Raw genomic sequence first — 23,138 nt, forward strand, 5'->3', positions numbered from 1 at the left:
GGGCAGCTCCCCGAGATCCACGGCGGCCCGGCCGCGGTCCACAGCCGGTCATCTCGCCGCCCCGCTTTCCGTTCGATCCTCCGAAGATCGATGGCGGGCCGTGTGCACCGTCCCGCCGGGGGCAGTCGCAGCGTGTCGACCATGGCTGTGGCCCGCCGGCGCGGGCCGTTCTCGATCCCGGAGGTCTCCGTTGTCCACTACGGCTGTGAACTCGGGCGCCCTGCCCGTCGGACTGATCGCCCTTCCGGGTGTCTACCGGCCGCAGGCGGACACGGAACTCCTGGCGGAGGCGCTCGCCCAAGAGGATCTCGGCCCGAGCTCGGAGGTGCTGGAGATCGGCACGGGCACGGGCGGACTGGCCCTGCAGGCCGCCCTCACTGGCGCGCGCGTCACGGCGGTCGACGTCTCGTGGCTCGCTGTGGTCACCGCTCGCCTGAACGCGCTGCGCCGCAGGCTCCCCGTCCGCGTCGTCCGAGGCGACTTCGCCGGGCGCACCGCCGATCGCCGCTACGACCTGGTCGTATCGAACCCGCCGTACGTCCCGGCCCCCGGCAGCCGACTGCCGCCGCGCGGGCCGCAGCGGGCCTGGGACGGCGGCCCCGACGGGCGCACCGTCATCGACCGGATCTGCGCGAGGGCACCCCGCCTCCTGCGGCCCGGTGGCGTTCTGCTCATGGTGCACTCGGGCATGTGCGGGGCCGGGGAGACCGTCCGCCGGCTGGCCGGAGAGGGGCTGGCGGCCGAGGTGACGGCCAGGGCGTCCGTGCCGTGGGGGCCCGTCCTGCGCTCGCGGCGCGGCTGGCTGGAGCGGCAAGGGCTGGCGGCCGACGCCGAGGAGTGGGAAGAGCTGGTGGTGATCCGTGCCCAGTACCTCTGATACCTCTGACAGCGGCCCCGCCACCACGCCGTGCCAGGTCTCCGCCCAGGAGCCCGCCCGCCGGGTGTCGGTGGATCCTCAGGGCCCGGTCCTGGTCGAGGGCCCCGTCGAGATTGTCCTGCCCGACGGTACGGTCGCCCGCTCGGACCGCTTCATGGTCGCGGTGTGCACCTGCCGCCGCAGCCGCACGTACCCCTGGTGCGACACCAGCCACCGCCGACGCGAGCGAGCCGCCTCGCCACCCGACGACAGGAACGTGTCATGACCGCTCCCGGCCGCCTCTCGACGGCGCCCGCCCCCCGAACCAGCGCCGGAGCGAGCACCCGGCCCCGACTCGTCGAAGGGCGGGGTGAGCTGTCCGGGTGCGTCACGCAGGCCCTGCGGTCGGGCGGCCCCCCGTCGTACGCCACCGGGTCCGTAGGGAGGGCCGACCCCTACGGGGACGACCTCCAGCTCGCCCTCTGTCTCCTGTACGAGCTGCACTACCGCGGCTTCGACGGCGTGGACGACGGACGCGAATGGGATCCGGACCTCCTGCGGTTGCGCCAGGCGATGGAGAACCGCTTCCTCCACGCCCTGCGCACCGACCTGTCCCACGTTCCCCGATCGGTCGACGAGGCGTTCGCCCCGCTGCTCGTCGAGCCCGTCGACCTCTCCGGCAGCCTCAGCCACCACCTCGAAACCGACGGCGAACTCTGGCAGCTGCGGGAGTACGCGGCCCTGCGCTCCCTCTACCACCTCAAGGAGGCCGACCCGCACGCCTGGGTCATCCCCCGCCTCACCGGACGCGCCAAGGCCGCCATGGTCGCCATCGAGTACGACGAGTTCGGCGCCGGTCGCGCCGACCGCGTCCACGCCCAGCTCTTCGCGGACCTCATGACCGACCTCGGCCTGGACCCGGCGTACGGCCGCTACCTGGACCGCGCCCCCGCGCCGCTGCTCGCGACCGTGAACCTGATGTCCCTCTTCGGGCTGCACCGGGCGCTGCGCGGCGCCCTCGTCGGCCACTTCGCCTGTGTGGAGGTCACCTCGTCACCCGGGTCGAGGCGGCTGGCCAAGGCCATGCGGCGCTGCGGAGCCGGACCTGCCGCCGAGCACTTCTACGCCGAACACGTGGAAGCCGACGCCGTTCACGAGCAGGTCGTACGCCACGAGGTCATCGGAGGCCTGCTCGCCGACGAGCCGGACCTCGAGGCGGACATCGCCTTCGGGTGCGCCGCGACCGTCCTGCTGGAGGACCGCCTCGCCCGCCACATCCGCGAGAACTGGGACCACGGCCGCAGCGCGCTGCGCAGGCCGTTGCCGCCGCACGAGTGACGGGGAGGGGAGCGGAGCACCGCGTGCCGGCCGGGCATGTGCCGTGCGGGTGTCCGCCGAACGGAGTGGCCGGGCCGCCGTCCTGTGTGGGGGCGGGCCGGCCGGGTAGCCGACGGACATGTCCTCACTGAAGACGACCCTCGCCCCCTGGACCGACAGCACCCTCCCCCTCCTGACCCGCGGCTACGCCTGGCTGCCCGACCGGATGCGGGCCACGCACGGCGGGCCGGTCCGCACCCGGCTGCTCGGCCGGCCGGCGATCGCGCTGCACGGCCCGGCGGCCATCGGCTTCTTCTACGACGAACAGCACATCAGCCGCGCCTCGGCCCTCCCCGGACCCGTCCTCGACACGCTCTTCGGGCAGGGCGCCGTGCACACCCTGGACGGCGACGCCCACCGCGCCCGCAAGGCCATGTTCCTCGCGCTCCTCAAGGACGGAGCGCGAGTGGCCGCTCTGACCGACCACGTGGCCCTCCGATGGATCGAGGCGGTGACCGACTGGAACGGCGGCCGGCGCGTCGTGCTCTTCGACGAGGCCGCGTTGATCCTCGCCCGCGCCGTCTGCGCGTGGACGGGAATCCGGATCTCCGACGAGGCCGCCCGCCAGATGGCCGAGGACTGCACGGCCATGGTCGACGGTTTCGCCGCGCTCGGCTCCCGGCACTGGCGCGCCCGCGCCGCCCGCACCCGCCAGGAGGACGCCCTTGCCGCCCTGGTCCGCGCCGCCCGTGAGGGCGACGAGCCGGCGGACGACAGCACCGCGTTCGAGGCCGTGGTCTGGCACCGGGACACCGAGGGGAGCCTCCTCGACCCGCACACGGCGGCCGTCGAGCTGCTCAACATCATCCGGCCCACCGTGGCCATCGCCTGGTTCGCCGCCTTCGCCGCGCACGCCCTGCACCGCTGGCCGGGTCACCGGGAGCTGCTCCGCAAGGATGCCGACGGGCAGTACGCGCGGGCGTTCGCCCACGAGGTGCGGCGCTTCTACCCCTTCGCCCCGTTCGTCGGCGGCCTCGCCGCGACCGACCTGACCTGGCAGGGCGAAACCATCGCGAAGGACACCCTGGTCCTGCTCGACCTGTACGGGCACCACCACGACCCGGAACTGTGGGACGACCCGTACCGCTTCGACCCGCAGCGCTTCGCCGGACGAGAACCCGGCGCCGACGAGCTGGTCCCGCAAGGCGGCGGGGACCCGGCCCACGGCCACCGCTGCCCCGGCGAGGACATCACCGTCGCCGTGCTGGCCACGCTGGCGGCGGAACTCGCCGCCCTCGACTTCCACGTCCCCGAACAGGACCTGTCGATCCCGCTGTCCCGGATCCCCACCCGCCCGCGCAGCGGATTCGTCCTCACCTTCGGCGCTCAGCCGTAGGCATCCCGGCCCGGGACGTTCCCGTGCCGGGGTGGTGGCCAGGGCCGGAGGGCGGGCCTCCCAGGGGTGTGGGCGAAAGCTCTGCCGGCTCCTCGTCCGCTTCGAGGAGGGTCTCGGCGGCGCCGACGATCAGCGGGTCGGGCCGGCCGACGGCCGCCTCGTCCTTGCTGGCGTAGTCCAGGTGGCACAGCAGGCTGCGCATCGCCTCCAGTCGCCCGCGCCGTTTGTCGTTGGTCTTGACCACGGTCCACGGTGCGTGGTCGGTGTCGGTGGCACGGAACATCTCCACCTTGGCGATGGTGTAGGCGTCCCACAGGTCCAGGGACGCCACGTCGGTGGTGGAGAGCTTCCACTGGCGTACCGGGTCGACCTGGCGGATCGCGAAGCGGGTGCGCTGTTCGGCGCGGGAGACCGAGAACCAGAACTTGATGAGCAGGATGCCGTCCTCGACGAGCATCGCTTCGAAGGCCGGACACTGGTGGAGGAAACGCCGGCACTCCGCCTCGGTGCAGAAGCCCATGACCTTCTCGACGCCGGCGCGGTTGTACCAGGAGCGGTCGAAGAAGACGATCTCCCCGCGATCGGGCAGGTGCGCCACGTAGCGCTGGAAGTACCACTGGCCGACTTCCCGCTCGGTCGGCTTGTCCAGGGCCACGATGCGTGCGCCACGTGGGTTGAGCCGCTCGGTGAAACGCCGGATGGTGCCGCCTTTGCCGGCCGCGTCGCGGCCCTCGCAGATCACCACCACACGGGCCCCGGTGTCCTTGACCCAGCGCTGGAGCTTCAGCAGCTCGATCTGCAGGATCCGCTTCGTCCGCTCGTACTCCGCCCGCCGGATCTTCCGGTCGTAGGGGTAGTTCTCCCGCCACGTCCGGATCGGCGCTCCGGATCCGTCCAGCAACACCGGCTGCTCCGGCCGGGTCGCGTCCACGCTCAGACCCGCGAGCAGCACGTCCTCGGGCTGCGACCCGCGCTGTTCCTCGTTCATGCCCTACGTGTACCCCGCACACGGCAGTGATGCCCCGAACGGTGAACGGAGCGCGAAGACCGCTCGGCCGCTACCGGGGCCAGTCGTCCTCCTCGTCGGACCGGTCGGTCTTGTCCCGCTTGAGGACACGTGCGGTCCGGGTCCTGTGTTCGTTGGCCCGGCCCACCCGTTCCGCGTCGGCCGGCGGCTGTGCACCGGTGCCCGTGCGGGAGGGAACTCCGGGCGTTCGCCCGTGCTCGTCCGCGGTGCCGCCTTCGTGCTGCATACGGGGCCGCCGTACCGCCGGCCCGTCGTCGTCCTCGCTCGCGCCACCCATGGGCGCACCTCCTCCGTGCCCGCTCGTCGAGCTCCACGGCCAGCGCCCCGTTGCGGGGCCGGACGCCGTTCTGCCGTACGCCTACCCGGTCATCCCCGGATGAGACACCCGCGGGCGCGCGGACACCTTCACACCGGTGCTCGCGGCATGCCAAGGGCTCTCGCGGGGAGCTCCGCCGTACGCTCGCGAGATGACCGGCAACGAGATCAAACTGAAGGCCATCGCGGCACTCACGGGTGTGCGGGGCGGTATCGGAACGGACTACGTCTCCTCGCTGCTCGGTGAGGTGACGCCCTCGGAGTTCCTCGTGCCCGCCGGAGCTGATGCGGCAGAGGTCGGATTCGCCATGCTGGATCAACTGTCCGGCCCGCTCAGCGACCTGATCAGCGGTTTCGTGCTGGCCTTCGAGGCGGTCGCGGACGCGTTCGACGAGGTGGAGTCGGGGACCTCTTCGCAGGAGATCCTGCAGGAGCTCGCCCTGCACCTCGCGAGTGAATCCGACTGATCCGGCTTCCTCTTCGGCCTCGGCGCATCCCGCGCCGCGCCCCGCGGCCGTTCGTGGAGACCGCTCATCCGTCGGTGACTATCGGGGAGGGCACCGGCGTCGAGGCAGTGGTCATGGGGGCCGGAGCCGGGCCGATGCGGCGGGCGACCAGGGTGATGCGGGCGGCGCCGCTCTTGAACAGCGGCTGCTTGGAAGCCGGGTCCCAGGTGGTGGGGGTGAGCTCGTTGGCGGCCCGGTGGTGGCCGGTCCCGTGGGGGGCGTCCCAGTAGCCGTAGTGGAAGGGGAGGAACAGGACGCCCTCGCGGATGCCCGTGATGCGCGCCCTGGCACGGACGGTCCCGCGACGCGTGGCCACCTCTGCGAGATCGCCTTCCTCGATGCCGGCGGCCGCCGCGTCGGCCGGGGAGACTTCGATCCACATGTCGGGCGCCGCGGAGCGCAGTTCGGGTACGCGGCCGGTACGCGTGCGGGTGTGGAACTGGTACAGGGTGCGGCCGGTGGTGAGCCACAGGGGGTAGTCGGTATCGGGCTGTTCGGGCGGTGGTACGTACGGGGCGGTGCGCAGGACCGCCTTGCCGTCCGGGTTCAGGGCCCGGTAGGCGTCCTCGTCCCGGGGCGTGCCCGTGAGGAGGTCGCGCCCGTAGCTCTCGCAGTCCTCGGGGCGGGCGCGGAAGTCGCCCCGGGTGTAGAGGCGCTCGGTGCCGTCGGGGTGTTCGGCGGTGCAGGGCCACTGGATCCCGCCGCGCTCGCGCAGCAGGGCGTAGCTCAGACCGCTGTAGTCGCAGAGGCGGCCGCGGCTGCATTCCTTCCACGCTTCGAAGACTTCTTCGGGGTCTCGCCAGGGCGCGAGCGGTGCACCCGATCCGTCGCGCAGGTCCATCCGGCGGGCGAAGTCCAGGAAGACGTCGAGATCGGGGCGGGCCTCGCCGGGCGGGTCGACCGCTTTGAGGGAGAGGTGGACGGTGCGGTCGGCGTTGGTGAAGGTGCCGGTCTTCTCACCCCACCCGGCGGCGGGCAGCACCACGTCCGCGAACTCGGTCGTCTCCGTCGGGAAGAGGTCCTGGACGACGAGGAAGAGCCCGTCCTGCCTCAGTACGGCGCGGATGCGGTCCAGCTCGGGCAGGGAGACGGCGGGGTTGGTGCCGGAAACCCACAGCATGCGGAGCGAGCCTTCTTCGGCGAGGCGGATCATCTGCATGAGGTGGGTGGGCGGGCCGTCGTGCGGAATGCGGTCGGGAGGGACGTTCCAGATCCTCGCGAGTTCCTCGATGTGGCGCGGGTTCGCCCAGTTGCGGAATCCGGGCAGGTCTCCGTCGGCTCCGCATTCGCGGGTGTTCTGCGCGGTGGGCTGGCCGTTCATCTGCAGGACGCCGCAGCCGGGCCGCCCGAGCATGCCGCGGATCAGGTGCAGGTTGTTGACCTGCACGGCGGCTGCGGTGGCCTGGTGGGACTGGTAGAAGCCCTGGAGGACGGTGGAGAGCAGCCGTCCGGCCTGTCCGAGGAGGCGGGCCGAGGTACGGATCTGCTCGGCCGGTATCCCGGTGGCCTCGGCAGCGGCCTCGGCCGGGAACCCGGCCACCTGCCGTTCGAGGCCGTCGTAGCCCGCGACGTGGGCTTCGATGTATTCCGGATCGGTCCAGCCGCCCGCGATCACCTCGTGGAGAAGACCGTTCATCAGCGCCAGGTTGGTGCCGGGCCTCGGCTGCAGATGGATCGTGGCCGCTTCGGACACCGGGCCCGGCCGCGGGTCCACGCACAACAGGACCGGCGGCTCGGGCCCGGCGAGACGGTCCAGGACCCGGCTCCAGAGCACGCCCTGGGTCTCGGCCATGTTGTGCCCGAACAGCGCGATGGTGTCGGCGTGGTCGACGTCGCCGTACGAGCCCGGCTGCCCGTCGCAGCCGAACGACTCCTTGAGCGCCTCGCCGGCGGTGGCCGTGCACAGCCGGGTGTTCCCGTCGAGGTGCTTGGTCCCCAGACCACCGCGCGCTACGAGCGCCAGCGCGTAGTACTCCTCCAGGAACAGCTGCCCGCTGGTGTAGAAGCCGATCGAGGCGGGGCCGGGCCCGTCCAGGAGCGCGCGGGTACGCTCGGTCACCCGCGCCATTGCGGTGTCCCAGTCGGTCTCCCGCAATTCCCCTCCCACCCGGACCAGCGGCCGGGTCAGGCGGTCAGGCGAGGCGATGGCCTGCCAGCCGTACAGGTCCTTGGGGTCGAGGCGCCCGCGGTTGACCCGGTCGCCGGCCACCCCCCGGACACCGACCAGCCGGCCGTCCCTGACGGCCAGCTCCATCGCGTCCCCGTTGGAGTGCAGGTTCGAGGCCGTCGGCACCCACCGGTCGACACGCACGGCGCCGTGGCCGTCGCCGCCTGCGGCGAGGTACGAGTCGACGCGTACGGGCCAGGGCTCCCCACTGCCGTAGGGGGATCGGCGGCCCCAGGGCTCGGCGATGCGGTCGACAGCAGGCTGGGATTCTTCGGCCATGGTCGGCGCCTGCCCGGTTCCCGGGCGGCCATGCCCTGGCGGCCGCTGGTGTAGATCGCCCCTGTTGCTCACCTGATCAACCATTTCTGACCGGATCGCCTGGTAATGCGTATTGCCATGGGTGAGGGGTAGGCGGTGAACGGGCCCTTATCGCCCATGCGCCGAGTGGGGTGGAGGTGAGAGGAATGGGTGCAGGCAAGAAGGTCAAGAACGTGGCCAAGGCCACCAAGGGGAAGGTGAAGGAGTCCACGGGCAAGGCCGTGGGGAACGAAAGCCTCGAGATGAAGGGGCGCGGTGAGCAGACGCTGGGTGACGCCAAGCAGACCGTTCAGAAGGCGAAGGACACGCTCAAGCATTGACGAGTGCCGAAGCGAGGATCGATCGATTCTGAGGGTGAGCGGGATCGAGGGCCGGCCGGAGATGATCCGCCGGCCCTCACGCGCGTCTGACGGCTGCCCGCGGGAGCTTGGCTGCAGCTCACGAGGCGTTGCGCCGTCGGCGACGGCGAGGCGGGGAAGTTTCGTACTCCTCCTCGCCCTCCTCAGCGCCCTCTTCCTCCTCCTCGCCCTCTTCCTCGTCCGGTTCCTCCTCCGGCTCTTCCTCGGCTTCGTCCTCGTCCTCGCCCTCGTAGTCCCCGTTCCCTTCTTCCTGGCCTTGGTCCTCTTCCTCGTCCGCGTACTCTTCGTCCTCTTCCTCGGCCCCGTTCTCCGCGGCCCCGTTCTCCTCGTCCTCGTCCTCGTACTCGTCCTGGTCCTGGTCCGCGCCCTCGGCTTGCTCTTCCTCGAGGGCTTCCTCGTGGGTCTGGACGACTTCGCCGTCGCGGATTTCGCCACGCCAGCCTTCGGGTTCGTCGGTGCTGAGCATGGTGAAGCGCAGGAAGTGCTTCAGGTCCAGGCGCAGGCGGCGGCCTTGGGCGCGCCACAGGTTGCCGGTCTTTTCGAACAGGCCGGACGGGTGGTATTCGACGACGATGACGATGCGGGTCAGTGACGGGGCGAGCTCATGGAAGGTGACGCAGCCACGGGTGGTGCCCTTGGCTCCTTCTGAGGTCCACACGATGCGGTCGTCGGGTACCTGTTCCTGGACGGTCGCCTTCCAGCTGCGCGTGGAGGGCCCGACCTTGACCTTCCAGTCGCTGCTGGTCTCATCGTCGCGGGAGACGTCGCGGACGCCCTTGGCGAAGCTGCTGAAGTTCTCGTACTGCGTCCAGTGGTCGTAGACGGTGCGCAGGGGGAGGCCGACGTCGATCGCCTCGACGATGTTGACGACCTTGCCGCCGCCGCTCTTGCGGCCACGTCCCTTGCCGAAGGCTTGGGAAAGGGTGTCGGTCACCTTGTCCTTGATGTTTCCGAGTTGCTGGCCGGCCACGGCCTTCAGGGGGGAATCTCCCTGCATGAGGCGGCCGCCGATGCCGGCGATGTCGGAGAGCGAGCCGCCGTTGTCGGCGACGTCGAAGAGCTGGTCGGTGAGGTCGGAGACCTTGTCGGTGGCCTTGTCGGCCAGCTGGTCCGCCTGCGCGGCAAGATAACCGGTCAGTTCTTTCAGCAGCAGGTCCATCCCGGAGGCGGACTCTTGTGCGCTGGAGCGGTCTGAGGTTGCCATGGCCTACCTCCGCGTGGACGGCTTGCGGGCCGCGGTCTTCTTGGCGGCCCTCTTGCGTGCCGGACTGCGGCTGGTGGTCTTCTTGGCGGCGGGCGTGCGTGCCGCGCCCTGACCGGTGGCCCTCTTGCGCGGGGCGCTGCCGGCCTTCTTCGCCGCGGTCTTCCTGGCGGGCGTGGCCTTCGATGCGGGCCTGCCACTGGAGGTCTTCTTCGCCGCCGTCTTCTTGGCGGGCGTGGCGGGCGTGGCCTTCTTCGCCGCCGTCTTCCTGGCGGGGGCCGCCTTCTTCGCCGTTGTCTTCTTCGCGGGGGCCGCCTTCTTCGCTGGTGCGGCCTTCTTGGCGGGCGCCGTCTTCCGGGCGGGTGCGGCCTTCCTCGCCGGGGCGGCCTTCTTGGCGGCCCTCGGCCGCTGCCTGGCCTCCCGGGCGGGTTCGGCGCTCTTGCCGCCTCGCGCTGCGGGCCGCCGTCGGCGCGGTGGCGCCGGCTCCTCTTCCTCCTCCTCTTCCTCTTCCGCCTCCGGCTCTTCCTCCGCTTCTTCCTCGGGCTCGCCCTCTTCTTCCTCTTCGGCTTCCTCCTCGGGTTCCTCCTCGCCCTCCTCTTCCTCTTCCTCCTCTTCCGCTTCGGGCTCGGCGTAGCCCTCTTCGTCCTCGTCTTCTTCCGCGTAGCCCTCGGCTTCCTCGTCCTCGTAGGGCTCCTCGCCCTCGTCCTCGCCCTGGTCTTCGCGGGAGCCGCTGCGGGTGAGTTCGAGAGTGCGCTCATGGAGGGAGTCGGCGAGGTCGGCGAGTTTGCGGTTGGCCGCGGTGGCCAGCGCCTGCCGGCCGGCGTCCAGGGCCTCGCCGCGCAGCTGCTCGCCGAGATCCGCGAACTGCGGCATCTCCTTGAGCCGTGAGGCGCCTTCCTTGAGCAGCTGCCCGGGCTCGAGCCCGAAGCGGCGGCCGGCGAGGTAGGTCGCCATGGTGAACGCCAGGCGGCCCTTCTTCGCCCGGCCGAGTACGTAGCCCCCAGCCACAGCGGCTGCGAGTGCGATCTTGGTCGTGTCGTCCATGATCATCCCTTACCAGGGCGCTCCAGAAACTTCTCGGTGCTCTCGCGGGCAGCGCATCGTGGCATCGCGCTGCCGGCCGGCGAAGTGCGGTCCTGCGCGGGCGGTCTTTCTCAAGCTCCTGCCCCAGCTGCGAGACTTATGCACAGATTTAGTGACATTCTAGTTTCTGTGAGGCCGTCTCCCCAAGGGAGTGACGTATGGCCGCAGCGGAACCTGCACGCCCCCGGCGGGGCTCTTCGCGTGCTGCCGGTGAGGGCGAACAGCAGGACAGGCAGCCGTCCAGGCGTACCGCGTCCCGGCGCCGTTCCGGCGTGCCGGGCGCCGCGGCGGCGATGCGCGCAGCGGCCGAGCAGCTCGCTGAACTCCTGGGCCGGTTCCCCGACTCCGTCTCGTCGCTGAAGCCGACCGACGACGGCTGGGAGGCGCAGGTGGAGGTGGTGGAGCTGGAACGCATCCCGGACACGACCAGCGTGATGGCCAGCTACCGGGTCTCGCTGGACGAGGAGGGCGAGCTGATCTCCTACGAACGCACCCGCCGCTACACCCGCGGCATGATCGACCGGCCGACCTGAGAAGCAGGCCCCGCCGGGGGAAGGAGGCGCCATGACCATGGTGCCGCAGGGCGGAAGCCCCGTTGCCAGAGGGCAGGGAGGCGGCACGAGCAGCCTCTACGACGTCCTGGAGCTCATCCTCGACCGGGGTCTGGTCATCGACGTCTTCGTCCGCGTGTCCTTGGTGGGCATCGAGCTCATCAAGATCGACGCGAGGATCGTGGTGGCCAGCGTCGACACCTATCTCCGCTTCGCCGAGGCCTGCAACCGCCTCGATCTCGAAGCGGGCCGCAAGGCCCCCGCGCAGCTGCCCGACGTCATGAGCAACATGCTTGAGGGCGGTGCCAGAGGGAAGACGAAAGGAGCCCTGAGCGGGGCCGTCGAAGCAGTGAGCGACTCGCTGACCGGCAAATCCTCCAAGTCGAGGGAGCCGGAAGCAGAAGATGACGAAGAGGAAGAGGAAGAGGCACCCAGGCGACGCCGCCCCGCCCGGCGCCCCGTACGCCGGGAGAAGGAGTAACCGATGCCGCTCTACGTGTACTCGATCACCGCGAAGGACCACCCCCGCCGCCTGGACGGCATCGACGGCGTCGGCTCCGAGCCCGCCCCGCTGCGCACGGTCACAGCCGGGCCGCTGTGCGCGGTGGTCAGCGACATCGCCGAGGAGATCCGCCCCAAACGGCGCGATCTGGCCGCCCACCAGGAGGTGCAGGAGCGGCTGATGGCCGACGGGGTGGTCCTGCCGCTGCAGTTCGGCTACATCGCCCCCGACGACCTCGCGGTCTCGCAGGCCCTCGAGACCAACGCCGAGGGCTACCTCAGCACTCTCGAACGCCTCGAGGGCTGCGCCGAGTACCACGTGCGGGCGACGCAGGCCGATGAGGCACCGCTGCTGCAGCAGATCCTCGAGGACGTGCCCGAGGCCAGGGACCTCAACGACCGCATCCGCGGCGGAGACACGGACCCCGGCCTGCCCCTGAGCCTGGGCGAACTGGTCGCAGGCGAGGTGCGGGCACGGCAGGAGACCCTGGCGGCCGGCCTGACCGAGGCCCTCGTTCCCTTCTCCCGCGACCACCGTGCCCGCACGGCGTCGGGAAGCGACTTCCTCAACCTCTCCCTCCTCGTGCCCGACGCGTACACGCAGGACTTCCGCACCGCGCAGGCCAACCTGACCCGCGAGATCGGCAGCGGCATCGACCTGCGGTTCTCCGGCCCCCTGCCCCCCTACAGCTTCGTCTGACAGCCACCTCGCACCCCCGACCCGAGGGGAGGAAGACCATGGGACTCCTGACCCAACTGCTGACGCTCCCCCTCGCGCCGGTCCGCGCCGTCACCTGGGTCGCCCAGCGCGTCGTCGACAAGGCCGAAGAGGAGTACTACGACCCCGCCCCGGTCTGGCGCGCACTCGGAGAACTGGAGCAGCAGCTGCTCCGCGGAGAGATCGACCAGGAGACCTTCGACCGGAGGGAAGACGAACTCATCGACCGGCTGCAGGAAATCGCCGAGTACCAGCAGCAGCTGCCCTGAGCTGAGGCAGGAGCGCCACCGTGACCGAACCCCTGCCCGGCCGACCCGGAGCCTTCTCCTCCCGCGCGCCGATGCCGTACGGGCAGACCTCCTCGTCCAGCCTCGCCGACATCCTCGAGCGGGTCCTGGACAAGGGCATCGTCATCGCCGGCGACATCCGCATCAACCTCCTCGACATCGAGCTGTTGACCATCAAACTCCGCATCCTGGTCGCCTCCGTGGACAAGGCCAAGGAGATGGGCATCGACTGGTGGGAGCACGACCCGTCGCTGTCCAGCCGGCATACGGGCAGCCCTCTGGAACAGGAAAACCGCCGCCTGCGCGCCGAGCTGGAAGCCCTCCGCGGCCAGATCGGAGCGGCAGAGCCCGAAGAGGCGGAAGAGGCAGAAGAGGCCCCGGGCGAAGAACCCGGCGGCCGGCCGACCAGGCGGCGACGGGGGAGCCAGCAGTGAACGCACCCGACACCCTCACGTACGTCTACGCCGTCACCCGCCCCACGGGCCCCCTGGGCGAGGCCCTCGCCGGCCTGCACGGCATCGGCCAGGCGCCCGTCCGGCTCCTGCTCCCCACCGTTCCCACCGCCCCCGACCCCGGCGGACTCGCCTTCGCCGCCGGCGAGGTACCCGAACGGGACTTCAACGAGAGCGCCCTCAAGGATCACTTCGAGGACCTGCAATGGCTCGAATACGTGGCCCGCACCCACCACGACGTCGTGCAGGCCATCGCCGCCCACGCGCCGGTCCTGCCCCTGCGCATGGCCACCGTCTACCAGGACGACACCCGGGCCCGCCAGGCCCTCACCGCCCAACACCACGCCTTCAGCCGGCTCCTCGACCAGCTCCACGCGCATACCGAATACGGAGTGAAGATCTACCTCACACCCCCCACCACTGCCGACGTCCCGCCCGGCGACGGCGCCGCAGCCACACCCGCCGCTCCCACCAGTCCGGGCAAGGCGTACCTGCACGCCCGCCGTGCCCAGCACCACGCCCGCGAAGCCGTCTACCAGCAGGCCCAGCAGGCCGCCGACGCCATCGAAGCCGTCGCCGCCCGCCACACCACCCGCCGCGTACGCCACGCCCCCCAGAGCGGCGCGCTCACCGGACCGCAGGAAAACGTCCTCAACGACGCCTACCTCGTCCCCGACGACCAAGCCGAGCCGTTCCGGAGCGCCATCGCCGACGCCGCCCGCAACTTCCCCGACCTGCGCATCGAGGTCACCGGCCCGTGGGCCCCGTACTCCTTCGCCGTATCCGACCCCGAGGGCCCCGCCGAAGCCCGAGAGCCGCCACCATGACCCTCACGGAACACGGCGAACCCCTGCCCGGCCGCCAAGTCGCCCTCGTCGACCTCCTCGACCGGCTCCTCAGCGGCGGGGTCGTCCTGACCGGCGACATCGTCCTGTCCATCGCCGACATCGACCTCGTCCGCATCTCACTGCGCGCCCTGATCGTCTCCGTCAGCTCCGAGATCACGCCCGCCCGGGCGCAGGACGGCGGCCGAAGTGAGCCATGAAGAGCCCGCGCGCCCAGACCGCCGCGGCCTTCAAGACGTCGGCGACAGCCTGACGCATGCCTTCCGCCTCATCCAGGCACCGCCCACACCACACGACCAGCCCGCGCGCCCCGCCCGGCACCTCAACACCGACCCCGACACCGTCGGAGAAGACCTGCTCAAACTCGTCCTCACCCTCATCGAGCTCCTGCGCCAGCTCATCGAACGCCAGGCCTTGCGCCGCGTCGACGCCGGCGACCTCACCGACGAACAGGAAGAAGAACTCGGCGCGACCCTCCTCGCCCTCCACGACAGCCTCGCCGACCTGTGCGCCGAACACGGCTACGCCCTCGAAGACGTCAACCTCGACCTCGGCCCCCTCGGCCCGCTGCTCCCACCCCGGGACTGACACTCCGCGCCTGACACCCCGGGCCCGCACCCGCCGGCCCGGGTTTCGCCGCTCCACGTGGGTAAGAGGGCAGTGACGTGAGAAACGAGGAGCAATGAGCACCACGGAGAAAATGAAAGCGGCGGCCGAGCAGGTCATCGGCCGGGCGGTGAAGAAGACGGCACACGCTTTGGGAAACAAGACCACGGAAGCCAAAGGCGCCGCCCTGGAGGCACGTGGGAAGGCCAGGCACCTGAAGGAAAAGGGAAAGGACACATTCAAGATGTGAGAAAGCACGGCGATCCCTCGCGAGCGATAGGGTGTAACACGCGAGGAGGTGGCTGACATGAGTGATGCAGCTGCGACGACGACCCCCCGCGAGCGATACCGCCAGCAGGTGCGGGCCGAAATCAAGGCACGGGCGTGGGAACAGATCGCCACCGCCGGAACGTCAGCACTCTCCCTCAACGGCATCGCCAAACACATGGGCTTGAGCGGCGCCGCGCTCTACCGGTACTTCACAGGTCGCGACGAACTGCTCACCGAACTGGTCCGGGACGCCTACCAGAGCCTGGTGGCCACCCTGCGGGCTGCGGCGGCCCGGAAGGACTGCGATCTCGCGGCTCTGGCGCACGCCCTGCGCGGGTGGGCCCTCGACGATCCACAGCGGTACTTCCTCGTCCTCGGCCCCCCGGTACCCGGCTATCGCGGCCCCGCCGACGTCACCGCCATGGCGTCGGAAGCCGTGGGCATCGTCCTCGATGCCTGCGCCGCGGTACCCGTGGACGGAGGGCTTCCCGCGTCGGCCTCGGCCCTGCGCTCGGCCGTCTGCTTCTGGACCCGGCTGCACGGTGTGCTCTCGTTGGAGCTCGGCGGGCACTTCGCCGCCATGGGCCTCGATCCGGCAGTGCTCTACGAGGCCGAGCTGGAACTGCTGTCGGCCCGCTGAAAGGCCCGCACCTCCCTGCGCCCGCGAGAGGCAGACATGGCAGACATGGCAGGCACGGCAGACCACGCAGGGCCTGTGAGCGGGGCAACCCTGTACGACGCGACGTACTACCAGGGGAACGCCGTCACGGTGCGCCCCGACACGTGGGACGAGGGTCAGGATGCGGTCGTGTATTCACTCGCCCACCTCGGACTCGGCCGATTGGGCTCCTTGAAGGCGCCGGTCGAGCTCGCCGCCCCCGACAACCCGTTCCGCCAGGACATCCGCTCGGTCACGCACGTCACCGTGTGGGCGTCCAGGCCGGGTACCCGGAGGCCCACCACCGAGGAGCAGGGCACGACCTGGCAGCAGTACAGCGCCGACACCGCCGATCTCGGCACGTGGGCCGAGAAGACCAGGTACGTGCGGGTCTGGAGAGACGCGACCGGCGGAGCACCCGACGCGCACCCCCAGGCGGCAGACGGCCCCCCGCTCCCGCTCTTGATCGTGGAGTAGCCGAGCCCGTCGGGCGCGGGAAGGATCTGGTCGCGGCAGGCGGCGAAGACTGGTACGAGGTCTGGCGGGCCGAGAGGTTCGCTCCGGGCTCAGGGACCGGGGCGTCCCCGGCTCGGGTCCTCCTCCGGGGTCTGCCAGGAGCCGCTGCGCGGCTGGGGGGTGGGGCCGACCGGGGCCCGGCGGCGGGCGGCGCGGCGGCTGCCCCACCAGAAGGCGGCGACCAGCAGCGCGGCGACCGCCACGCCGACGAGGATCAGCAGCAGGGACGGGGTTCCTTCGGCGGAGAGCACGGTTGCGAGGTTCATGGCCGGCGCCTACCCGTGCATTCGGAGGGGAACCGAATAATTTCCTGCGCATGCCAGGGATACGACAGGGCAGACGGCCTGTCGGAGGTGGATAACGATGGTTCCCCTGTTGCTCGTTCTTCTGCTCGTCCTGGTCCTTTTCGGCGCGGGATTCGCGCTCGAGATCCTGTGGTGGGTCGCGATCGCCGTCCTGGTGTTGTGGCTGATCGGTTTCGTGGCCCGGCCGGCGGGCGGTGGCGGACGCTGGTACCGCTGGTAGCTCGCGCTCGGCGTTTCCGCGCACGAAAGCCCGCTTTCTCTTAGGGCGCCGCCGGGATTCCCGCCCCGGCGGCGCCCTCCTGCGTCGGCCTTCCCAACAGGCAGCTCACTTCGATTTTCTAGAAGAGGCCAAGCGCCTTGGGGGAGTAGCTGACCAAAACGTTCTTCGTCTGCTGGTAGTGGTCCAGCATCATCCTGTGGGTCTCCCGGCCGATGCCCGACTGCTTGTAGCCGCCGAAGGCGGCGTGCGCCGGGTAGGCGTGGTAGCAGTTCGTCCAGACGCGGCCCGCCTGGATCGCGCGGCCCGCCCGGTACGCGGTGTTGATGTCGCGGGTCCAGACGCCGGCGCCCAGGCCGTACGCCGTGTCGTTGGCGATGCGGACGGCGTCGTCGAAGTCCTGGAAGGACGTCACCGACACGACCGGGCCGAAGATCTCCTCCTGGAAGATCCGCATCCGGTTGTCGCCCTCGAAGATGGTCGGCTCCACGTAGAAACCGCCCGCCAGGTCGCCGCCGTGGTCGATCCGCTCGCCACCGGTGAGGATCTTCGCGCCTTCCTGCCGGCCGATCTCCACGTACGAGAGGACCTTGCGCAGCTGCTCCTCGGAGGCCTGTGCGCCGATCATCGTGTCCGTGTCCAACGGGTGCCCGGGCAGGATCAGTTCGGTGCGCGCGACCGCCGCGTCGAGGAAGTCCCCGTACCGGCCCCGCTCGATCAGGGCGCGGGAGGGGCTCGTGCACACTTCGCCCTGGTTCAGGGCGAACATCGTGAACCCTTCCAGGGCCTTGTCGCGCAGGTCGTCGTCCGTGGTCCAGATGTCGTCGAAGAAGAGGTTCGGGCTCTTGCCGCCGAGTTCGAGGGTGACCGGCTTGAGGTGCTCCGCCGCGTACTGCATGATCAGCCGCCCCGTGGACGTCTCCCCGGTGAACGCGATCTTCGCCACGCGCGGGCTGGACGCCAGCGGCTTGCCCGCCTCCTCGCCGAAGCCGTTGACGATGTTCACCACGCCCGGCGGCAGCAGGTCCGCCACGAGGCTCAGCCAGTAGTGCACCGAGGCCGGGGTCTGCTCGGCCGGCTTCAGCACCACCGTGTTCCCGGCCGCCAGCGCCGGGGCCAGCTTCCACACCGCCATCAGGATCGGGAAGTTCCACGGGATGATCTGCCCGACCACGCCCAGCGGCTCGTGGAAGTGGTAGGCGACGGTGTCGTCGTCGAGCTGGCTCAGCGTGCCCTCCTGCGCGCGCAGCGCGCCCGCGAAATAGCGGAACTGGTCGATGGCCAGCGGCATGTCGGCGGCCAGGGTCTCCCGGACCGGCTTGCCGTTCTCCCAGGTCTCGGCGACCGCCAGGGCCTCCAGGTTCTGCTCCATCCGGTCCGCGATGCGCAGCAGGATCGAGGACCGGTCGGAGACCGGGGTGCGGCCCCAGGCGGGCGCGGCCGCGTGCGCCGCATCGAGGGCCCGCTCCACGTCCTCGGCCGTGCCGCGCGCGACCTCGGTGAACGGCAGGCCGTTGACGGGAGAGGGATTGGCGAAGTACCCGCCGAGGGCGGGCTCGACGTACTCGCCTCCGATGAAGTGGCCGTAGCGGGACGCGTACGACATGAGCGCGCCTTCGGTACCGGGCGCAGCGTAACGGGCCATGGTGTCCTCCCCTTGGCGGGCGCCGGCCGCCGTCGGACAGCGCTCGGGAGGAGGCTAGGAGCGGGCAGGTTGCGGATAGGTTGCACGGCCCGGGCGTCCCGACTCGCGCCGGACGGGCCGCGGTGGGGGGCCGGGTGCCGGTACGGGGGCGGGTGCGGTGGCAGGGCCGGGTGCCCCGGTGCCGAGCTCGCTGTCGAGCGTCCGTACGCGGGCCAGTGCGGCGGGGCGTCCCTCCGGCGGCAGGGTCGCGGCCAGCGCCCGCCACACGGCCGGATCATCCGCGCCCCAAGGGGCGCACACCCAGTCGGTCAGCAGCCCCACGTCCGCCCGGGCGATCACGGCGGCCCGTGCCTGGTCCTCGATCCGGCGCCGCAGCCGGACGATGCCCGGTGCGGTCGAACCGGGGAGCAGTGGGCCCGCGTAGTGGTGGAGCGCCGCCGACACGGCGCCGGCCGCCAGGTGGCGGGTCACGACGCTGAAGTCCGCCTCCAGCGGCGCCGCCGTCCGGTAGGGCCGCGAGAGCGGGGCGCGGTCCCCCAGCAGCCCGCGCAGCCGTGACATTTCGGCGCGCAAGGTCACCGGTGACACCGACTCGTCCTCGTACAGCGCGATCGCCAGCTCCTCGCCCGACAGCCCCTCGGGGTGGTGCGCGAGGAGCGCCATGATCTCGCTGTGCCGCCGCCCCAGGCGGATCCTCACGCCGTCCCCGCCGACCAGCAGTGCCTCGTCCCGGCCGAGGGCGCCGAGGGTGTCCCCGGCGGGTTGCGGGAACGGGTCCAGCAGCGCCAGCTGGGCCTCCGCGGCCCGGGCCACGGCCTGCACGAAGGCGAGGGAGTGCGGATGGGCCAGGCCGTCGCCCCCGGTGACGTCCACCGCGCCGAGCACCCGGCCGGTACGGGGGTCGCGCACCGGAGCCGCCGCACACGTCCAGGGGTGGACCCGACGGCTGAAGTGCTCGGCCCCGAAGACCTGGACCGGCTCCCCGACGGCGACCGCCGTACCGGGCGCGTTGGTCCCCATCGCCGTCTCGGCCCAGCGCGCGCCCGGTACGAAGCCGAGCCCCTCCGCCCGGCGCAGCGTGGCCGCCTCGCCCTCCACCCACAGCAGGCTGCCCCGCGCGTCGCACACCGCCAGCAGATGGGCCCCGTGCGCCGCGAAGGCCCCCACGAGGTCCCGGAACACCGGCATCACCCGGGCCAGCGGGTGCTGCGCACGGTACGACCGCAGCTCCGCGTCCGCCAGGTCCACCCGGGGCGTGCACTCCGGGCCGACCCGGGCCCGGGCGCAGCGCCGCCAGGAGTTCGCGATCACCGCCCGGACCGGAGCCTCGACCCGCCCGTCCAGCGTGAACGCGGTGTGCGCCCGCCGCAGTACGCGCTTCCGCTCGGCGGGATCGGCCCCGCCCGGCAGCGCCACCGACGGATCGTCCATGTCACCCTCCCGTGGGACCGCGCTACCCGGAGCGCCCATCGTCGACCCGGCCCCGAGCCCCGACAAGCACTCCGTCGGCCACGCGCCGCCAAAACGCCGCCAGGCGGAGCCTGGGCGGCCGGAGCTTCCGAAGGGGCGAGCGGGGGCCGTAAGAACGGGTCCTGCCCGTGGGAGGGGCCGGGAACGCGCGGTCGACGCGGCGCGTTGAGGGGGTAGTGGTCGACGACAGGTGGAGGTGTCCGCAGATGTCCAAGCGCGGCAAGGTCGCGGTTGCCGGAGTCGCGGCAGCCATCGTGTTGTTCTGGACGGTCGGGTTCTGGGCAGGGCTGCTGGTCCTGATCGGGGTGCCGGCGGCCGCCTATCTGCTGCTGGACTCCTCCCAGCGGCGTCGTCTGCGGGGCATATCCAGGAAGCAGCTCGGCCGCTGAGCGGGCTCGGCCGCGCGGGCCGGCTACCACCCGTACGCGGGGCCGGCCCAACGCCCGGGGCTTGGGCGGCCCGCCCGGGCCCTCGCCCCGTCGCGGCGGGTTCGGGTCAGTAGTAGTCCCGCATGAGCGTCGTGGCCCAGTCCGGCTGGCGGAGGTCTCCGCGCGGGCCGAATTCGGCCAGGTACGGCTTCAGGTCGAGCACCGGGGTGCCGTCCACCGCGTCCAGGCCCTCCACGTGCACGTCCAGGCCGTCCACCTTCAGGATCCGGCACCGGGAGACACCCAGCCGGTTCGGCCTGTTCTTGCCGCGCTGGGCGAAGATGCCGACCAGCGGCCAGTCCGGGTTGCCCCGGGGATGCCGCGCGCCCGTCTCGATCTTCTCCACCGGGACGCGGTCGAAGTGGTAGACCACCTCGAGGTGCGAGAACTCCGCCAGCCCGTACAGGGCCTCCGGGCCGAACCGTCCGGCGTCCAGGCGGATCACGGCCGTCTCGCGCCCCCAGTCGTCGTCGACGACCTCAGCGCGGCCGCCCACCACCACGGCCACCGGCTCCGACTCCACCAGCACAGCGTCTCCCTCGGGTTCAGACCGGGCGTACCGCGATGCGGTCCAGTGCCGCCAGCAGCTCCGGCAGTTTCGGCAGACCGAGATCGGGATCCCCGTCGCGGGGGACCGCGAGCACCTCGCTCGCCTCGTCGTCCAGCAGTACGAACGCCGCGTCGTCGGTCCGGGCCACCAGCGACCACCCGGGCCCGTCCACCCGCAGGGTCCGCGCCCCCTCGCCCGCGAAGGAGGACCGCACCCGTCCGGGCGGTGGCGGGCTCTGCGTGTACTCCAGGGCTTCCTTCAGCGCCCGCGCGAGCCCGGGGTGCGCCGCGGCCGCCGCCCCGCCGTCCGTGGCGACGCGCTCGCGCCAGTCGGACCACTCCCGGGCGATCTGGTCCGCGCCCATGCGCCGCTGCACCGCTCCCCACGCCTCGGCGGAGGGCGGTGCCAGCGGCACCCGTCCGGTGCCGTCGGCGCCCTGCTCCGGGTCGTGCGGATCCGGGATCCCCGGCGTCGCCACCGACAGGTCCAGCGGCCAGCCCGCCAGCGAGACCACGATCGTCCGCTCGTCCGGCGACAGGTCGTACTCCATGCCGCAGTCCCAGGAAGCGATCGCCATGGCCACGAGCGAGACGTCGTCCACGACGACGGTCCAGCGCGCGCCCTCCTCGTCCTGGCCGAGCACCAGCCCGTACCCCCGCGCCACCGGCTTCACGCCCAGCAGTGCGCAGGCCTCCGGGAAATCGTCGCCCAGGATGCTCGGGAACTGCGCAGGGGTCAGCAGCACGGCGGTCAGCACGTAGAGCGAACCGCCCTCCTCCTCGTCGGACACGTGGCCTCCCCGTCGCTCTCTCGTCGGCGCACCCTAACCAGCCGGTAACCCCCGCGTCGAGAGCCTGCGGGCGACGATTTCCAAGCCCGCTACCTGCACGTAGAGTTGGGACCCCGCCACAGAAAGGGACACCCGGTGCAGCGTTACGACCGGCTGAGGGAGATCCTCCGTCTCGACCCCGACAAGGACTTCCTGGCCATCTACCGGCTCACCGCCACGTACGAGTTCCCCTGGGACTTCACCCGCGCGCTGGAGCTCGCCCTCTTCCGCACCTACGCCGTGCCCGGCATCGGCCGCCTGCTGGCCGAGACCGCCGAGTTCACCGACCGCCCGCAGAAACGCTACGACGACACCGCGCTGCTCCTCGATGCCGTCGTGGAGCACGGATTCGAGAGCGAGACCGCGCGCACCGCGATCCGCCGCGTCAACCAGATGCACCGCGCCTACGACATCGGCAACGAGGACATGCGCTACGTCCTGTGCACTTTCGTGGTGATTCCGGTGCGCTGGCTGGACGCGTACGGCTGGCGCCCGATGACCCACCACGAGCGCCGGGCCAGCGCGAACTACTACGCCGAGCTCGGCCGATACATGGGCATCACGGACATCCCGGGCTCCTACGAGGAGTTCGAGGAGACCCTGAACGCCTACGAGGAGGCCCACTTCGGCTGGGACGAGGGTGGCCGCAAGGTCGCCGACTCCACCATCGGCCTGATGGCCTCCTGGTACCCGGCGCCGCTCGCCCCCGCCGTGCGCGCACTGAGCCTCTCGCTCCTCGACGAGCCGCTCCTGTCCGCCTTCCGCTACGAGAGCCCCCGCCCGCAGGTCAAGGCGCTGTTCCGGGGCGCACTGAAGCTGCGCGGCCGCGCCGTCCGGCTGCTGCCGCCGCGCAAGGCCCCGCACTACGCCCGCCAGAACCCGGAGATCAAGGGCTACCCCCACGGCTACGACGTGGGCGAGCTCGGGACGTTTCCCGTGCCCGGCTCGGGGGGATGCCCCGTGCCGCATCCCCGCCGGCCGGCCGGGGCCGAGGCCCAGCCTCCGGCGTGATCCGGGGCACCTCCCCGGACCCCGGGCGAGGTGCCGACGTACGCATGGTGTGTGAGGGGTGTGCGGGTCAGGCGCGGCGCACCGCGAGCGCCAGGAAGCGGGCGTCCTCGTCGGCGTACGAGGTCATGTCCCAGCCCGAACCGGCCAGCAGCGGGCCGAGGTTGCGCTCGGCCCGCAGGTCGTCCGGCGTCAGCTCGCGTCCCTGCCGCGCCGCGAGGGCCGCTCGCCCGATCGGGTGGAACAGCGCGAGCCGGCCGCCGGGGCGCACGACGCGGGCGAGCTCGCGCAGGTTCGCCTCCGGGTCGGGCAGGTGCGCGATCAGCCCGGCGGCGAAGACGGCGTCGAGCACTCCGTCGCGCAGCGGCAGCCGGGCCACGTCCGCGAGCAGCAGAGTGCCCACCGCGCCCCGGCCGGCCTGCCGCGCGGCGGCCAGCATCTGCGGGGTGAGGTCCGCGCCGAGCACCGTGCCGGCCCGGCCGACGGCGGCGCGCAGCGCCGGCAGCGCCCGCCCGGTCCCGCAGCCCGCGTCGAGCACGCGGTCCCCGGAGCGCAGGCCGAACTCGGCCACGGCGGTCGTGAACGCGGGCCCGTCATCCGGGAACTTCCGGTCCCAGTCGGCGGCGCGTACCCCGAAGAACTCCTGCACGTGCGTGTGGTCTTCGCTCATGTGGACATGATCCCCCACGGGCTCGTCCCGGGGTGCGGGCTGCCTGTGCGGGGCATGCGGTGCGTGC

Annotated in this window: 31 protein-coding genes; 20 read left to right on the forward strand and 11 right to left on the reverse strand. The window is 71.7% G+C overall.

What is annotated here, in order from left to right:
• The first annotated feature begins 205 nt into the window (after window positions 1–205).
• From ACZ49B_RS14910 to ACZ49B_RS14925, 4 genes are all read left to right on the forward strand, one after another.
• Complete coding sequence (locus tag ACZ49B_RS14910; RefSeq protein WP_468305304.1) at window positions 206–877, forward strand: HemK2/MTQ2 family protein methyltransferase; 672 nt, start codon at window positions 206–208, stop codon at window positions 875–877.
• Window positions 861–1,142: a CDGSH iron-sulfur domain-containing protein gene (locus tag ACZ49B_RS14915; protein ID WP_468305307.1), complete on the forward strand. Its 282-nt coding sequence runs from the start codon at window positions 861–863 to the stop codon at window positions 1,140–1,142. Before ACZ49B_RS14910 ends, ACZ49B_RS14915 begins: the two co-directional genes overlap by 17 nt.
• Window positions 1,139–2,194 (forward strand): iron-containing redox enzyme family protein, encoded by a 1,056-nt coding sequence (locus tag ACZ49B_RS14920; RefSeq protein WP_468305310.1) that lies wholly within the window; start codon window positions 1,139–1,141, stop codon window positions 2,192–2,194. Before ACZ49B_RS14915 ends, ACZ49B_RS14920 begins: the two co-directional genes overlap by 4 nt.
• Window positions 2,195–2,312: 118 nt before the next feature.
• Window positions 2,313–3,569 carry a cytochrome P450 gene (locus tag ACZ49B_RS14925; protein WP_468305313.1) on the forward strand — a complete coding sequence of 419 codons (1,257 nt, stop codon included), beginning with the start codon at window positions 2,313–2,315 and terminating at the stop codon, window positions 3,567–3,569.
• Here the strand turns inward: ACZ49B_RS14925 and ppk2 are convergent.
• Entirely contained in the window at window positions 3,547–4,557 is a 1,011-nt protein-coding gene (gene ppk2 / locus ACZ49B_RS14930; RefSeq protein ID WP_468305316.1) for a polyphosphate kinase 2, read from the reverse strand. The genes ACZ49B_RS14925 and ppk2 overlap by 23 nt on opposite strands.
• Before the next feature lie 70 nt (window positions 4,558–4,627).
• Window positions 4,628–4,873 (reverse strand): hypothetical protein, encoded by a 246-nt coding sequence (locus tag ACZ49B_RS14935; protein WP_468305317.1) that lies wholly within the window; start codon window positions 4,871–4,873, stop codon window positions 4,628–4,630.
• A gap of 190 nt (window positions 4,874–5,063) precedes the next feature.
• On the opposite strand from ACZ49B_RS14935, the gene ACZ49B_RS14940 reads away from it, so the two are divergent.
• A complete protein-coding gene (locus ACZ49B_RS14940; protein WP_468305320.1) occupies window positions 5,064–5,378 on the forward strand; it encodes a hypothetical protein in 315 nt (104 codons plus the stop codon).
• 64 nt (window positions 5,379–5,442) lie between these two features.
• Here the strand turns inward: ACZ49B_RS14940 and ACZ49B_RS14945 are convergent, their stop codons facing one another.
• Complete coding sequence (locus ACZ49B_RS14945; RefSeq protein WP_468305323.1) at window positions 5,443–7,863, reverse strand: molybdopterin oxidoreductase family protein; 2,421 nt, start codon at window positions 7,861–7,863, stop codon at window positions 5,443–5,445.
• Between the two features lie 185 nt (window positions 7,864–8,048).
• On the opposite strand from ACZ49B_RS14945, the gene ACZ49B_RS14950 reads away from it, so the two are divergent.
• On the forward strand, window positions 8,049–8,222 hold the full coding sequence (locus ACZ49B_RS14950; protein ID WP_468305326.1) for a CsbD family protein: 174 nt from the start codon (window positions 8,049–8,051) through the stop codon (window positions 8,220–8,222).
• Between the two features lie 118 nt (window positions 8,223–8,340).
• Here the strand turns inward: ACZ49B_RS14950 and ACZ49B_RS14955 are convergent, their stop codons facing one another.
• Together ACZ49B_RS14955 and ACZ49B_RS14960 are read right to left on the reverse strand one after the other, a co-directional pair.
• Entirely contained in the window at window positions 8,341–9,465 is a 1,125-nt protein-coding gene (locus tag ACZ49B_RS14955; protein ID WP_468305328.1) for an SRPBCC family protein, read from the reverse strand.
• A gap of 3 nt (window positions 9,466–9,468) precedes the next feature.
• Window positions 9,469–10,506: a histone protein gene (locus ACZ49B_RS14960; RefSeq protein WP_468305330.1), complete on the reverse strand. Its 1,038-nt coding sequence runs from the start codon at window positions 10,504–10,506 to the stop codon at window positions 9,469–9,471.
• Between the two features lie 197 nt (window positions 10,507–10,703).
• Here ACZ49B_RS14960 and ACZ49B_RS14965 point away from each other — a divergent pair, with 197 nt between their 5' ends.
• The 11 genes from ACZ49B_RS14965 to ACZ49B_RS15015 all read left to right on the forward strand — a co-directional run bounded on the left by ACZ49B_RS14965 (window position 10,704) and on the right by ACZ49B_RS15015 (window position 15,910).
• Complete coding sequence (locus tag ACZ49B_RS14965) at window positions 10,704–11,078, forward strand: gas vesicle protein GvpO (RefSeq protein WP_468305333.1); 375 nt, start codon at window positions 10,704–10,706, stop codon at window positions 11,076–11,078.
• Between the two features lie 31 nt (window positions 11,079–11,109).
• Complete coding sequence (locus ACZ49B_RS14970) at window positions 11,110–11,577, forward strand: gas vesicle structural protein GvpA (protein ID WP_468305336.1); 468 nt, start codon at window positions 11,110–11,112, stop codon at window positions 11,575–11,577.
• A gap of 3 nt (window positions 11,578–11,580) precedes the next feature.
• Window positions 11,581–12,297, forward strand: coding sequence for a GvpL/GvpF family gas vesicle protein (locus ACZ49B_RS14975; protein ID WP_468305338.1), 717 nt, complete (start codon window positions 11,581–11,583; stop codon window positions 12,295–12,297).
• A gap of 38 nt (window positions 12,298–12,335) precedes the next feature.
• On the forward strand, window positions 12,336–12,584 hold the full coding sequence (locus ACZ49B_RS14980) for a gas vesicle protein GvpG (protein ID WP_468305341.1): 249 nt from the start codon (window positions 12,336–12,338) through the stop codon (window positions 12,582–12,584).
• A gap of 71 nt (window positions 12,585–12,655) precedes the next feature.
• On the forward strand, window positions 12,656–13,036 hold the full coding sequence (locus tag ACZ49B_RS14985; RefSeq protein WP_468305577.1) for a gas vesicle protein: 381 nt from the start codon (window positions 12,656–12,658) through the stop codon (window positions 13,034–13,036).
• Window positions 13,033–13,881 (forward strand): GvpL/GvpF family gas vesicle protein, encoded by an 849-nt coding sequence (locus ACZ49B_RS14990; protein ID WP_468305344.1) that lies wholly within the window; start codon window positions 13,033–13,035, stop codon window positions 13,879–13,881. Before ACZ49B_RS14985 ends, ACZ49B_RS14990 begins: the two co-directional genes overlap by 4 nt.
• A complete protein-coding gene (locus tag ACZ49B_RS14995) occupies window positions 13,878–14,099 on the forward strand; it encodes a gas vesicle protein (protein WP_468305346.1) in 222 nt (73 codons plus the stop codon). Before ACZ49B_RS14990 ends, ACZ49B_RS14995 begins: the two co-directional genes overlap by 4 nt.
• Window positions 14,089–14,487: a gas vesicle protein K gene (locus ACZ49B_RS15000; RefSeq protein ID WP_468305349.1), complete on the forward strand. Its 399-nt coding sequence runs from the start codon at window positions 14,089–14,091 to the stop codon at window positions 14,485–14,487. The genes ACZ49B_RS14995 and ACZ49B_RS15000 overlap by 11 nt, the downstream gene beginning before the upstream one ends.
• 94 nt (window positions 14,488–14,581) lie before the next feature.
• Window positions 14,582–14,755, forward strand: a complete 174-nt coding sequence (locus tag ACZ49B_RS15005) for a CsbD family protein (RefSeq protein WP_468305352.1) — start codon at window positions 14,582–14,584, stop codon at window positions 14,753–14,755.
• 57 nt (window positions 14,756–14,812) lie between these two features.
• A complete protein-coding gene (locus ACZ49B_RS15010) occupies window positions 14,813–15,415 on the forward strand; it encodes a TetR/AcrR family transcriptional regulator (protein ID WP_468305355.1) in 603 nt (200 codons plus the stop codon).
• Window positions 15,416–15,490: 75 nt separating this feature from the next.
• The gene (locus ACZ49B_RS15015; RefSeq protein WP_468305358.1) at window positions 15,491–15,910 is read left to right on the forward strand and encodes a hypothetical protein; all 420 of its coding nucleotides are present in this window, start codon (window positions 15,491–15,493) and stop codon (window positions 15,908–15,910) included.
• A gap of 89 nt (window positions 15,911–15,999) precedes the next feature.
• On the opposite strand, the gene ACZ49B_RS15020 is transcribed toward ACZ49B_RS15015, so the two are convergent.
• Window positions 16,000–16,215: a DUF6479 family protein gene (locus tag ACZ49B_RS15020; RefSeq protein ID WP_468305360.1), complete on the reverse strand. Its 216-nt coding sequence runs from the start codon at window positions 16,213–16,215 to the stop codon at window positions 16,000–16,002.
• A 97-nt stretch (window positions 16,216–16,312) separates the two neighbouring features.
• Between ACZ49B_RS15020 and ACZ49B_RS15025 the strand changes: the two genes are divergently transcribed.
• On the forward strand, window positions 16,313–16,474 hold the full coding sequence (locus ACZ49B_RS15025) for a hydrophobic protein (protein WP_468305363.1): 162 nt from the start codon (window positions 16,313–16,315) through the stop codon (window positions 16,472–16,474).
• A gap of 118 nt (window positions 16,475–16,592) precedes the next feature.
• Here the strand turns inward: ACZ49B_RS15025 and exaC are convergent, their stop codons facing one another.
• Both exaC and ACZ49B_RS15035 read right to left on the reverse strand, forming a co-directional pair.
• Window positions 16,593–18,116: an acetaldehyde dehydrogenase ExaC gene (exaC, locus tag ACZ49B_RS15030; protein ID WP_468305365.1), complete on the reverse strand. Its 1,524-nt coding sequence runs from the start codon at window positions 18,114–18,116 to the stop codon at window positions 16,593–16,595.
• Between the two features lie 54 nt (window positions 18,117–18,170).
• The gene (locus ACZ49B_RS15035; RefSeq protein WP_468305367.1) at window positions 18,171–19,547 is read right to left on the reverse strand and encodes a GAF domain-containing protein; all 1,377 of its coding nucleotides are present in this window, start codon (window positions 19,545–19,547) and stop codon (window positions 18,171–18,173) included.
• A gap of 245 nt (window positions 19,548–19,792) precedes the next feature.
• On the opposite strand from ACZ49B_RS15035, the gene ACZ49B_RS15040 reads away from it, so the two are divergent.
• Window positions 19,793–19,975 carry a hypothetical protein gene (locus ACZ49B_RS15040; protein ID WP_030158088.1) on the forward strand — a complete coding sequence of 61 codons (183 nt, stop codon included), beginning with the start codon at window positions 19,793–19,795 and terminating at the stop codon, window positions 19,973–19,975.
• 106 nt (window positions 19,976–20,081) lie between these two features.
• Here ACZ49B_RS15040 and ACZ49B_RS15045 read toward each other — a convergent pair whose 3' ends face one another.
• Together ACZ49B_RS15045 and ACZ49B_RS15050 are read right to left on the reverse strand one after the other, a co-directional pair.
• The gene (locus ACZ49B_RS15045) at window positions 20,082–20,537 is read right to left on the reverse strand and encodes an SAM-dependent methyltransferase (RefSeq protein WP_468305580.1); all 456 of its coding nucleotides are present in this window, start codon (window positions 20,535–20,537) and stop codon (window positions 20,082–20,084) included.
• Between the two features lie 22 nt (window positions 20,538–20,559).
• Window positions 20,560–21,354, reverse strand: coding sequence for a hypothetical protein (locus ACZ49B_RS15050; protein ID WP_468305369.1), 795 nt, complete (start codon window positions 21,352–21,354; stop codon window positions 20,560–20,562).
• Window positions 21,355–21,489: 135 nt separating this feature from the next.
• On the opposite strand from ACZ49B_RS15050, the gene ACZ49B_RS15055 reads away from it, so the two are divergent.
• The gene (locus ACZ49B_RS15055) at window positions 21,490–22,404 is read left to right on the forward strand and encodes an oxygenase MpaB family protein (RefSeq protein ID WP_468305372.1); all 915 of its coding nucleotides are present in this window, start codon (window positions 21,490–21,492) and stop codon (window positions 22,402–22,404) included.
• Between the two features lie 67 nt (window positions 22,405–22,471).
• Here ACZ49B_RS15055 and ACZ49B_RS15060 read toward each other — a convergent pair whose 3' ends face one another.
• Window positions 22,472–23,071: a class I SAM-dependent methyltransferase gene (locus ACZ49B_RS15060; RefSeq protein ID WP_468305375.1), complete on the reverse strand. Its 600-nt coding sequence runs from the start codon at window positions 23,069–23,071 to the stop codon at window positions 22,472–22,474.
• Window positions 23,072–23,138: the final 67 nt, after the last annotated feature.

The organism is Streptomyces sp. NPDC031132 (genome assembly GCF_055570595.1).

Bases quoted from the DNA above. Each gene is read 5' to 3' on its own strand.
- ACZ49B_RS14975 (WP_468305338.1), top strand. From the start codon at position 11,581: ATGCCGCTCTACGTGTACTCGATCACCGCGAAGGACCACCCCCGCCGC.
- ACZ49B_RS14925 (WP_468305313.1), top strand. From the start codon at position 2,313: ATGTCCTCACTGAAGACGACCCTCGCCCCCTGGACCGACAGCACCCTC.
- ACZ49B_RS15060 (WP_468305375.1), bottom strand. From the start codon at position 23,071: ATGAGCGAAGACCACACGCACGTGCAGGAGTTCTTCGGGGTACGCGCC.
- ACZ49B_RS14995 (WP_468305346.1), top strand. From the start codon at position 13,878: ATGACCCTCACGGAACACGGCGAACCCCTGCCCGGCCGCCAAGTCGCC.
- ACZ49B_RS14970 (WP_468305336.1), top strand. From the start codon at position 11,110: ATGACCATGGTGCCGCAGGGCGGAAGCCCCGTTGCCAGAGGGCAGGGA.
- ACZ49B_RS14960 (WP_468305330.1), bottom strand. From the start codon at position 10,506: ATGGACGACACGACCAAGATCGCACTCGCAGCCGCTGTGGCTGGGGGC.
- ppk2 (WP_468305316.1), bottom strand. From the start codon at position 4,557: ATGAACGAGGAACAGCGCGGGTCGCAGCCCGAGGACGTGCTGCTCGCG.
- ACZ49B_RS15040 (WP_030158088.1), top strand. From the start codon at position 19,793: ATGTCCAAGCGCGGCAAGGTCGCGGTTGCCGGAGTCGCGGCAGCCATC.
- ACZ49B_RS15010 (WP_468305355.1), top strand. From the start codon at position 14,813: ATGAGTGATGCAGCTGCGACGACGACCCCCCGCGAGCGATACCGCCAG.
- ACZ49B_RS15035 (WP_468305367.1), bottom strand. From the start codon at position 19,547: ATGGACGATCCGTCGGTGGCGCTGCCGGGCGGGGCCGATCCCGCCGAG.
- ACZ49B_RS14980 (WP_468305341.1), top strand. From the start codon at position 12,336: ATGGGACTCCTGACCCAACTGCTGACGCTCCCCCTCGCGCCGGTCCGC.
- ACZ49B_RS15020 (WP_468305360.1), bottom strand. From the start codon at position 16,215: ATGAACCTCGCAACCGTGCTCTCCGCCGAAGGAACCCCGTCCCTGCTG.
- ACZ49B_RS14940 (WP_468305320.1), top strand. From the start codon at position 5,064: ATGACCGGCAACGAGATCAAACTGAAGGCCATCGCGGCACTCACGGGT.
- ACZ49B_RS14955 (WP_468305328.1), bottom strand. From the start codon at position 9,465: ATGGCAACCTCAGACCGCTCCAGCGCACAAGAGTCCGCCTCCGGGATG.
- ACZ49B_RS14965 (WP_468305333.1), top strand. From the start codon at position 10,704: ATGGCCGCAGCGGAACCTGCACGCCCCCGGCGGGGCTCTTCGCGTGCT.
- ACZ49B_RS14920 (WP_468305310.1), top strand. From the start codon at position 1,139: ATGACCGCTCCCGGCCGCCTCTCGACGGCGCCCGCCCCCCGAACCAGC.
- ACZ49B_RS14985 (WP_468305577.1), top strand. From the start codon at position 12,656: ATGCCGTACGGGCAGACCTCCTCGTCCAGCCTCGCCGACATCCTCGAG.
- ACZ49B_RS14935 (WP_468305317.1), bottom strand. From the start codon at position 4,873: ATGGGTGGCGCGAGCGAGGACGACGACGGGCCGGCGGTACGGCGGCCC.
- ACZ49B_RS15005 (WP_468305352.1), top strand. From the start codon at position 14,582: ATGAGCACCACGGAGAAAATGAAAGCGGCGGCCGAGCAGGTCATCGGC.
- ACZ49B_RS14945 (WP_468305323.1), bottom strand. From the start codon at position 7,863: ATGGCCGAAGAATCCCAGCCTGCTGTCGACCGCATCGCCGAGCCCTGG.
- ACZ49B_RS15025 (WP_468305363.1), top strand. From the start codon at position 16,313: ATGGTTCCCCTGTTGCTCGTTCTTCTGCTCGTCCTGGTCCTTTTCGGC.
- ACZ49B_RS14950 (WP_468305326.1), top strand. From the start codon at position 8,049: ATGGGTGCAGGCAAGAAGGTCAAGAACGTGGCCAAGGCCACCAAGGGG.
- exaC (WP_468305365.1), bottom strand. From the start codon at position 18,116: ATGGCCCGTTACGCTGCGCCCGGTACCGAAGGCGCGCTCATGTCGTAC.